At 45.0% G+C, this 10,446-nt stretch carries 7 protein-coding genes and 1 tRNA gene; 4 read left to right on the forward strand and 4 right to left on the reverse strand.

All coding sequences use genetic code 11. The annotated features are described in order from the left end of the window. Positions 1-225 precede the first annotated feature (225 nt). Both ACYTXL_RS24050 and ACYTXL_RS24055 read right to left on the reverse strand, forming a co-directional pair. Positions 226-372, reverse strand: a complete 147-nt coding sequence (locus tag ACYTXL_RS24050) for a DUF3854 domain-containing protein (RefSeq protein ID WP_461926934.1) — start codon at positions 370-372, stop codon at positions 226-228. A 57-nt stretch (positions 373-429) separates the two neighbouring features. Further along, positions 430-503 (reverse strand) — tRNA-Pro (locus tag ACYTXL_RS24055). Positions 504-640: 137 nt separating this feature from the next. On the opposite strand from ACYTXL_RS24055, the gene lipA reads away from it, so the two are divergent. From lipA to ACYTXL_RS24075, 4 genes are all read left to right on the forward strand, one after another. Beyond that, a complete protein-coding gene (gene lipA, locus ACYTXL_RS24060) occupies positions 641-1,519 on the forward strand; it encodes a lipoyl synthase (protein WP_461926929.1) in 879 nt (292 codons plus the stop codon). Positions 1,520-1,585: 66 nt separating this feature from the next. Further along, positions 1,586-2,515 (forward strand): NAD(P)H-dependent glycerol-3-phosphate dehydrogenase, encoded by a 930-nt coding sequence (locus tag ACYTXL_RS24065; protein WP_461926930.1) that lies wholly within the window; start codon positions 1,586-1,588, stop codon positions 2,513-2,515. 813 nt (positions 2,516-3,328) lie between these two features. Then, the gene (gene sigC, locus ACYTXL_RS24070) at positions 3,329-4,579 is read left to right on the forward strand and encodes an RNA polymerase sigma factor SigC (RefSeq protein ID WP_461926931.1); all 1,251 of its coding nucleotides are present in this window, start codon (positions 3,329-3,331) and stop codon (positions 4,577-4,579) included. Between the two features lie 700 nt (positions 4,580-5,279). Beyond that, positions 5,280-5,735 carry a Fur family transcriptional regulator gene (locus tag ACYTXL_RS24075; protein ID WP_292790390.1) on the forward strand — a complete coding sequence of 152 codons (456 nt, stop codon included), beginning with the start codon at positions 5,280-5,282 and terminating at the stop codon, positions 5,733-5,735. Positions 5,736-5,865: 130 nt separating this feature from the next. Here the strand turns inward: ACYTXL_RS24075 and ACYTXL_RS24080 are convergent, their stop codons facing one another. After that, on the reverse strand, positions 5,866-7,014 hold the full coding sequence (locus ACYTXL_RS24080; protein WP_461926932.1) for a peptidoglycan-binding domain-containing protein: 1,149 nt from the start codon (positions 7,012-7,014) through the stop codon (positions 5,866-5,868). A gap of 9 nt (positions 7,015-7,023) precedes the next feature. Then, a partial coding sequence (cobN, locus tag ACYTXL_RS24085) for a cobaltochelatase subunit CobN (RefSeq protein WP_461926933.1) occupies positions 7,024-10,446 on the reverse strand: 3,423 nt, incomplete at its 5' end.

The following is a 10,446-nucleotide window of genomic DNA, read 5'->3' on the forward strand; positions in this document are numbered from 1 at the left end:
GCTACGCGAACACTAGGAAATCATCTCAAGATTTTTTACATTACTTAATCTACTTTGATTTATTCTCACCTACTTACTTAAGTCCCAAAGCCAGGTATAAACCCTGTTTTACTTCTGGATTCACCAATTCTGAATTCTGCTGTATATAACAGATGCGATCCCAGCCCTCCAATCTTAAGATCCAAAGGACTTTGGGATAGCCCTCCTATTCATCCTAGGGGTGCGCTATCCAGCGTTTACTCCCGGAATTGCGATGCCTACGGCGGGCGGGTACGCCATCGCTGCATAACCCCCAGTCAGTAATGCCCCACCTTTCTTGGCACCTTCGACAATCACAACAGGAACATTGTGCCGCCAAACCCAGTGCCACAGCTATATTTAAGTCCATGGAAGAGTAGTGGACAAATAATTTGTTGCTTTACAAAACAATCGGGATGACTGGATTTGAACCAGCGGCCCCTTCGTCCCGAACGAAGTGCGCTACCAAGCTGCGCTACATCCCGTCATAAAAATGGCATTGTAAATATAAGAATATCACAACCTGGACTAAAAGACAGAATTACATCTATATATGATCACTTCATCAAAGGCTTTGCTTGCTACGATTAAATTTGTATAACTTTAGTGGTAAAAGCGGATTGTGACTGTAAAACCAGACTGGTTGCGGGTGAAAGCACCTGGGCGTGAGCGCATCGGTAACGTCAAAGAAATTTTGCGGGATTTAGCCCTCAATACAGTTTGTGAGGAAGCATCCTGTCCGAATATTGGTGAATGCTTCAAGGCTGGGACTGCCACGTTTTTGATTATGGGTCCGGCTTGTACACGCGCTTGTCCCTACTGTGATATAGATTTTGAGAAAAAACCCAAACCACTAGACCCCACGGAACCTCCACGGCTAGCGTCAGCTGTTCGCCGGATGAAACTAAATCATGTAGTAATCACTTCTGTAAACCGAGATGACTTGCTTGATGGTGGTGCATCTCAGTTTGTCGCGTGTATTCATGAGGTTCGCTCTGTTTCACCCGAGACCACAATTGAGGTGCTAATTCCTGACTTGTGCGGTAATTGGGATGCTCTAGAGATAATTTTACAAGCTGCGCCAGAGGTATTAAACCATAATACGGAAACTGTCCCACGCCTATATCGCCGGGTGCGTCCCCAAGGAAACTACGATCGCACATTAGAATTATTGCAGCGAACTCGCCAAGTTTCTCCTAGCACATACACGAAATCCGGGATCATGGTTGGACTCGGTGAAACTGATGCCGAAATCCGCCAAGTTATGCAAGACTTGCGAAATGTAGATTGCGACATTTTGACAATTGGGCAATACCTCCAACCAAGTCAAAAACACTTGCAAGTAAATGAGTTTATCAACCCAGAACAATTTGCTGCTTGGAAGGCATTCGGCGAAGAAATCGGATTTTTACAAGTTGTTTCTTCACCTTTGACAAGAAGCTCATATCATGCTGAACAAGTTAGGGAATTAATGGAACGCTATCCCCGCAGCCAATTTTAGATTTTAGATTTTAGATTGGTGAGCTAAGAGGATAGGATGATCGGGTGATGGGGAGACTTTTGATTAATGACTAATCCAAAATCTGTTGCAATTCTGGGTGCAGGTGCTTGGGGTGCATCTCTGGCAAATCTAGCAACGGCAAATGGTCATCAGGTGCGTGTTTGGTCACGTCAAGGTTCCCAAACTCTCCAAGCAGTTTTAAAAGATGTCCAAATAGTTCTCTCTGCTATCTCAATGATTGGTGTGAGAGATGTTGTTTCCCAAGTCCACTCTTTCCCCCTTTCTCCAGAGACAATTTTTGTCACAGCGACCAAAGGCTTAGACCCCCAAACCACCTGCACGCCGTCGCAAATTTGGCAAACACTATTCCCTAACCATCCAGTAGTTGTTTTATCTGGGCCTAATTTATCGAAAGAAATTCAAATGGAATTACCAGCAGCAACGGTGGTAGCCAGTAATATTCCCACGGCGGCGGAAGTAGTGCAGTTAGTATTTTCCTCTCATCGTTTCCGAGTATATACCAATCCCGACCCTTTGGGGGTGGAACTGGGGGGAACACTGAAAAATGTGATTGCGATCGCAGCTGGTGTGTGCGATGGTTTACAACTGGGAACTAATGCCAAAGCTGCTTTAGTCACCCGTGGACTTACAGAAATGGTTCGCATCGGCAATGACTGGGGTGCAAAGACAGAAACATTTTATGGTTTATCTGGTTTAGGAGATTTGCTAGCAACCTGCAACAGTCCCTTAAGTCGCAATTATCAAGTTGGCTATCAGCTAGCTGGTGGTAAGTCACTTACAGAAACTCTCGCAAATTTACAAGGAACTGCTGAAGGAGTGAACACTTGTCGCGTTTTGATGCAACGAGCCAAGCAACAAAACATAGCTGTCCCAATTACCGAGCAAGTTTATCGGTTACTTCAAGGTGAAGTCACACCCCGACAAGCACTTGATGAACTGATGTTGCGAGATATCAAGCCAGAGTACAACTATTAGTTAGTAGTCTCTGAAGTTGAAATTGACGGGTTGATACTGACACGAGAACGCGGTGACACAGTGAAATTTTCATTCTCCGCGTCTAGTGAAGTTCCAAGCGCCGGAATTTTCTCCGTGTCCTACCCTCTTTGCGTCGATATAATTTTTGCGGTTAGGGATTTCCAAGAAATAAATTACTACTACTTGTGGGGTGGGCGTCTCGCCATTGGTGTCAACTTAAAAAAAAGTCTGCTTTGAGAAGACGTTTTGCCCTCATCCCCTAACCCCTTCTCCCAAGTTGGGATTCGGGGAACTAGATAATTTGCTCCCCTCTCCCAAAATTGGGAGAGGGGCTGTTCTTGTGAGGGTCAGTCCCTTAATACTAATCACTTCCCCGATATCTATTAGTTATACTTATACCTTAATAATCCTGAGAAAAAATTGGTAAATCGTCAGGATATTACTTTTGTGTCATGTAAATGTGACTATGCCAATTATAAAGATGACATTCACTGAAGGATGTTTGTACTGTGTTACAAAAATTACTACTAATCCTCGTTAGGGTTGAAATGTTAACTAAGTAGTTTAAATATTGAAAACCTAGCTGCGGATTTGAATAGCTATTGGTTTAATCAAAAGTTTAGCAGCCGATTAAGTTCAGTAATACTGTATCGAATGAAACCATTACAGTTAATTTGTAAAAAAAATTGTAATGGAACGTTCAACCGTGTTAGTTCATCGTAAATCACGGGAACAATAGCAACAGTTGAATAGCTGACCGTAATCTAAGCTGACCGTAATCTATTGTTACCTGGAGCCATTGAGACGATCTTTATGCCAGCAACATCTTTTTATGCAGATGCCCCCTACAATACCAAAAAGTCCCGCCAGGCTTTGGACTCTGACCTCACCGTTGATGATAGTGAGTTATCGGTAGATGACCTACAGGAGCTGGAAATACCTTCTGTTGACCATGCTAACTTTGCTGCTAACAATAACCGCCGTAGTACAGACCTAGTACGTCTATATCTTCAAGAAATTGGTCGAGTTCGCTTGTTAGGGCGGGATGAAGAAGTTTCAGAAGCTCAAAAAGTCCAACGCTACTTGCGGATGCGGATAGTGCTTGCTAACGCTGCCAAGCAGGGGGATGAAGTGATTACCCCCTATCTTCGGTTAATTGAAGTTCAAGAACGTTTGACTTCCGAACTCGGACATCGCCCGTCTTTAGAAAGATGGGCTGCGACTGCTGAGATAATTTTAGCGGATCTCAGACCGACTTTGGCAGATGGCAAACGTCGCTGGGCTGAAATCGGCAAGTTGACAGTAGAAGAGTTGGAGCAAGTTCAGTCCCAAGGACTCCAAGCAAAAGAACACATGATTAAGGCTAATCTTCGCCTAGTTGTGTCTGTTGCCAAGAAGTATCAAAATCGCGGTTTGGAATTGTTGGATTTAGTCCAAGAAGGCACACTGGGTTTAGAGCGGGCTGTAGAAAAATTTGATCCCACTAAGGGTTATCGCTTCAGTACCTATGCTTACTGGTGGATTCGTCAGGGAATTACAAGAGCGATCGCTACTTCTAGTCGCACGATTCGCCTACCTGTTCATATTACCGAAAAGTTAAACAAAATCAAAAAGGCGCAACGCAAAATTGCTCAAGAAAAAGGTCGTACCCCAACTCTAGAGGATTTAGCAACTGAGTTAGAGATGACACCGACTCAAGTACGAGAAGTTTTGTTGCGGGTGCCTCGCTCCGTTTCTTTGGAAACCAAGGTAGGCAAGGATAAAGATACTGAGTTAGGAGAATTACTCGAAACTGACTGTGTAACTCCAGAAGAGATGTTAATGCGAGAATCTTTACAAAGAGACTTGCATCATCTTCTCTCAGATTTGACTAGCCGCGAGCGCGATGTAATTTTGATGCGCTTTGGTTTGGCAGATGGTCATCCTTATTCTTTAGCAGAAATTGGACGCGCTCTTGACTTATCGCGGGAACGAGTTCGGCAAATTGAATCCAAGGCTTTGCAAAAGCTACGTCAACCCAAGCGACGCAACCTTATCCGCGACTATTTGGAGTCTCTAAGTTAGCCATTTGTCATTAGTGAGCCAGTGCGGTTTTCTCCCAAGGGGAGACGCTAAAAGCGATGGGGGTTTCCCCCATGAGCAACTGGCGTTCGCCCTTGGCGTGCCGGAGGCATCACCCGCAGGGTCATTTGTCATTAGAAAACTACACTTGGCAAATGACTAGGGACAAAGGACTGATTTTATCCCAGGTTAAAACCCTCTTCAAAGTCTCTCGTTCCCATGCAGAGCATGGGAATGGGTGCTGACGGGGCTGCTGCCTCCAGTTAAATATTGAGTCAGAGACTCAATGAAGGCATTCCCATACGCAGTATGGGAACGAGGAAAAGGACTGATTTGCTCCCCAGATGAAGAGTGCTGAGTGCGGTTAAAAGCCTTTTAGAAGCTTGTAGCAAATAATTTGCATTTAATTGTACAAGAGTTTCCCCAGACCTTTGCTCAGATATCTTGAAGGTGGGGATCAACTAAGCAATTCAAAATTTACTCATTCAAAATTCAAGGTTAAGGGATGCAATGATTACAAGTATCCTAACTATTAACTGTATGCAAATTAAATGCACTACAGCTTATTACTTGAATTTTGAGCAATATTTGATGAATTGTTCTTAAATATTTAATATAAATTCTCAATAGGCAATGATTGTTGCAAACTGCTCACAAGATTTGTTATATTCTCAACTAATGAGCTTTGTTGAGAAATATTAGTATGACTGTTTACACAACTACTTCACTCAAGGCAGAACTGAACGAACGAGGCTGGCGTTTAACTCCCCAGCGCGAAACAATTTTACACATTTTTCAAGAACTTCCGCAAGGTCAACATCTGAGTGCGGAAGACCTTTATCATCGACTAGAAACTGATGGTGAAGGGATTAGTCTGTCAACTATTTATCGGACTTTGAAGTTGATGGCAAGGATGGGACTTTTACGGGAATTAGAACTGGGCGAGGGACATAAGCATTATGAAATCAACCAGCCCTATCCCCATCATCACCATCACTTAATTTGTGTCAGGTGCAACTCAACTATTGAGTTTAAAAATGACTCAATTTTAAAAATTGGGGCAAAAACGGCTCAAAAAGAAGGTTTTCACCTGCTTGACTGTCAAATGACTATCCATGCAGTATGTCCCAAGTGCCAACGGGCACTGATGCCGCTTTAGCACTTGGGTAGATAAGAAGATGAAACTACTCAAATTAACCAAATAAGTGGAATTTTGAGCAGTTCTAATTTGCTGTTACTGGAGGCAAGTAACCAGTTGGGGACTGATAGTGAGAACACAAAAGCGGATGCTAAAAGCGTCCGCTCTTAAGATCCTTGAGACTGATGCCGTAGAATTCTTGGGCTTGTTTAATTGCTTTTTTGGTGTCATCTGCCATCACACCGTTCAGCTTCCCTTTATAAAAACCCCGCTCCCGTAGTCGCGTTTGGATTTCTAGGGTATTAAATTCGCTTTTGCTAGTAGTATTAACTGAGCTATATAACTTAGAACGGGTAGTTGGGCCAGCAACGCCACTTGCGGTTAAGAAATTAGCTGCCTGAAATCTCGTTACAGCATCGGCAGTATAGGGGCCATAGTAGCCATTTGGCTCTCCCTCTAAATATCCTGCCTGGATCAATTGTTCTTGAACAATTCTAACTGGCTCACCGCGATCGCCTACACGAAGTTTATCTCGATTGACTACCTTTTTCGGAGCGTCATCTCCATCACCGATGCCAACTCCGGGCAATTTACCTAATGTTGCTGGGCCAACAATTCCATCAACGCTTAATTTGTATGAATCTTGGAACCGCTTCACAGATTCTTCGGTAATGGGGCCAAATATTCCTGTGGCATTCCCGTAATAAAAGCCTGCGACTCTTAACCGTTCTTGCAAAAGCCTGACATCTTCACCTTCATCCCCTTTAGCAAGGTAGTTGGGATTGTGGCGCTTACTGGTGGCTGAACTAGCTGAACTAGCTGAACTAGTAGTGCTGGGCTTTTTCGCTTGTGTACTTACAGCAGTGGCCTTTTTAGCTTGTGTAGTGTCAGTACTGGGCTTTTTCGCTTGCCAGCTTTCTAATTTTTCCAGGGTGCTTGCTCCAACAATGCCGTCTACTGGTAAACCAGCGGCCTTTTGGAAGCGTCGCACAGATTCTTCTGTGGATACATCATATACTTTGGTAACAGAAGCTTGGTAAAAGCCTGCTGTTTTCAACTTTTGTTGGAGATTTCTGACAGAAGGACCTTGATCGCCTTTTTCCAATGCCATAACGCTGCTAACAGCGCCAAGAATCGACAAAGACAGAGCAAGGGGCAACATATACTTCCAAGCCTTACCAGAAAGCCGATTCCAGTCTGGTGCAGCTGCGTCCTTAAACAAAGAACTGAGGGAGACCAATTCACTGGGTGTACTGTCTTCGTAGGCGAAAGCTAGGTGCAAATACGCAAGATTTTCCATATTTGTTTCTTACACCATTGATTTTTCTTCGATAACTGCTTCAGCTTGATGTACTAGGTTCCTCAAAGCTTCTAGTGTTCTGATATTCACATCCTCCCACAAATTGCGCTTATGTGCTTCTAATAATCTTTCAGCAATATCACGCAGGGCATAAGGGTTCTTTTCCTGAATAAATTCCGAGACAACTGGATCGAGCAAATAAGCTTCTACTATGCCTTGATACATATAATCTTCGACACATTTAGCTGTTGCATCGTAGGCAAATAGATAATCTACCGTCGCCGCCATTTCAAAAGCACCTTTGTAACCGTGGCGCATGACTCCGGCAATCCACTTGGGATTAACTACGCGAGAACGATACACTCGTGCGATTTCTTCTTTCAGTTGGCGAACTCGTGGTTGGGCGGGTATGGAATTATCACCAAAATAAGTTTGGGGATTTTTTCCCTGTAGAGAACGCACCGCAGCAGTTAAACCACCCTGAAATTGGTAATAATCATCAGAATCGAGTAGGTCATGTTCACGGTTGTCTTGATTATGCAGCACAATTTGCATTTGCGCCAAGCGTTGTTTGAAGGCTTCGGTATTGGGCATTGGGCATTGGGAGTTGGGCATTGGGCATTGGGGTGTTGCCTCCCCTGCTTCCCCTGCTTCCCCTGCACCGTTTCCCGAAGAATAGGCGTAAGAACTCCAGTTGATGTAGGCGATCGCTAAATCTTGGTCGTCTGTCCAGTTTTGCGATTCGATTAAACCTTGAAGTCCGGCGCCGTAAGCACCTGGACGAGATCCAAAGATGCGATAGCGCGATCGCACCACTGCTGCTTCTAAAGTTAATCCTTGGCTTGTCCACAAATCAGTTTCTTGGCGCACTGCATCGGCGAGGGGGTTTTGTTCTGGCGGTTCATCCAAGTCTGCTACTGCTGAGACTGCTTGAGCGAATAAGTCAATTAAGTTGGGAAAAGCATCCCGGAAGAATCCCGAAATTCGCAAGGTGACATCTACACGGGGACGCCCCAAAATCGCTAAGGGCAAAATTTCAAAATCCACTACTCGCCGTGCTGCACCATCCCATACAGGTTGGACTCCAAGTAAAGCCAAGGCTTCGGCAATATCATCACCCCCAGTCCTCATGGTGGCTGTTCCCCACATTGATAAACCTAGTGTTTTCGGATACTCACCATGCTCTTGAGTGTAATATTCCACGAGGGTTTCAGCAGCTTTTCTACCGATATCCCAAGCTGTTTCTGTGGGAATGGCGCGAATATCGACAGAATAAAAGTTTCTCCCTGTTGGTAGAACTTCTGGGCGGCCGCGCGTGGGTGCGCCGGCTGGGGCGCTTGGGACGTATCGGCCATCGAGTCCATGTAATAAGTAGGTGATTTCTTGGTGGGTTTGTTGTAAAGCGGGAAGTAGGCGATCGCGTATCCAGGTAGAGACGCGATTCATCGCGTCTGTGCTGGGGGGAGAGACGCCATGAATCGCATCTGTACAAGAGTTTTGATTTATTAGTTGTTCTACTAAGAGGGCGGCGTGTTCTTCTAGGACTTCGACGATATCGCCGAGGGTGCGGCATTCTGTACCATTTACTATTGACCATTCACCACTAGTTATTGACAAATCTGCTGTCAATGGGTCGAAATCTAGACCCCAATCTTGAGCGATCGCACGGGTAATACCTGAAGAATAGCGATTGGGTATGCGAGCGATCGCTACTATTAAATCTCGTAGCTGGCGTCCTTGGGGACATTGCCCAAAAATGTGCAACCCATCGCGGATTTGAGCTTCTTTCAATTCACAAAGATAGCCACCGATAGAATTCAAAATTAAAGATTCCGAATTAAAAATTTCGGTTTCATTTTGGATTCCTAAATCTAGATGGAGATTTTCTTTGATCACTAGTTCATGGATGCGATCGCGAATCACTGGCAAACGCGAAGGATCTAAACTGTCCGCTTCATAATACTCATCAATTAAATTTTCCAATTGTTGCAAAGAACCGTAGAGTTCCGCACGAGTCATCGGCGGCGTGAGATGATCTATAATCACCGCTTGAGCGCGACGTTTGGCTTGGGAACCTTCACCAGGGTCATTCACAATAAATGGGTATAGGTGGGGAAGTGCGCCCAGAGCCACTTCTGGATAACAATTGCTGGATAAAGCCACACTTTTACCGGGTAGCCATTCGAGATTTCCGTGTTTCCCCACATGAACTACAGCATCAGCACCAAAACATTCTCTGATCCAATAGTAGAAAGCTAAATAAGCATGGGTTGGTTCTAAATCCGGCGCATGATAATTCAAACTGGGGTCATTATCATAACCCCTTGGTGGCTGAATTCCCACGAAGACATTGCCGAGTTTAATTCCAGAAATGGGCATTGGGCATGAATTGTCCCCCTTGTCCCCTTGTCCCCTTGTCCCCTCATTCCCCACTCCCCACTCCCCACTCCCCACTCCCCACCGCTCACTAATACCTTGCTGCACTGCTGGCGGTAAAGAAGCGAAATACTCTTGATACTCTTCCCAAGAGACACTTTGGTGTACCGGACGCCATTCTCGACCTTCGGGATCATTTGTGATACCATCTGTCAGCCGTTGAATCAACTCATCTCCTTCAGCAGGTGGATTTTCTACTTGATAACCAGCCTGATGTAAAGCTTGCAGGATTTCTACACAACTAGCTGGGGTGTCGAGTCCTACACCATTGGCAAGGCGGCCATTCCGGTTGGGGTAGTTTGCCAGAATTAGGGCAATTCGCCGCTCTTGGGGTGGTTTAGAACGTAGACGTGCCCAATTTGCTGCGAGTTTAGCAACAAACTCGATGCGATCGCTCACTGGTTCATAAATTACTACATCTGTCTCTAGATGAGGATTACGAGTTTGCACTTCTTTAAAAGACACAGCACGAGTAATAATCCGCCCATCTACTTCTGGTAGCGCCACATTCATCCCAATATCGCGGGGAGAAAGCCCTTGAAACTGTAACTCCCACTGCTCAATTGAGCCACCACTGAGGATTACCTGCAACACAGGCACATCTAATTTTTGCCACAGGTCAGTTTGGGGTGTTTCACTTTCCAAGCGTGCTAGAGAAAAACTGGTGGTATTCAACAGCACGGTTATTGATTCGGCTTCTTTGGGTTGGAAAAATTCACTCAACTCAATTTGAACATCAGGTTCACGCAATGAGGAAACAAACACTGGCACTGGTTGTAAATTTTTCTCTACCAAAGCTTCGCATAAAGCATCAATTACCTTAGTGTTTCCCGCTAAATAATGGGCGCGGTAGAAAAGGATGCCGACTTTGGGCATTGGGCATTGGAAGCCTTGAGGTTCTGAGGTGGATGAACAAGATTCTAACTCTCCCTCATCCCCAATTTCCACTCCGATTCGGCTACGCTCACGGCAAGCCCACTCCGATTCGGCTACGCT

This window comes from Nostoc sp. (assembly GCF_054880495.1).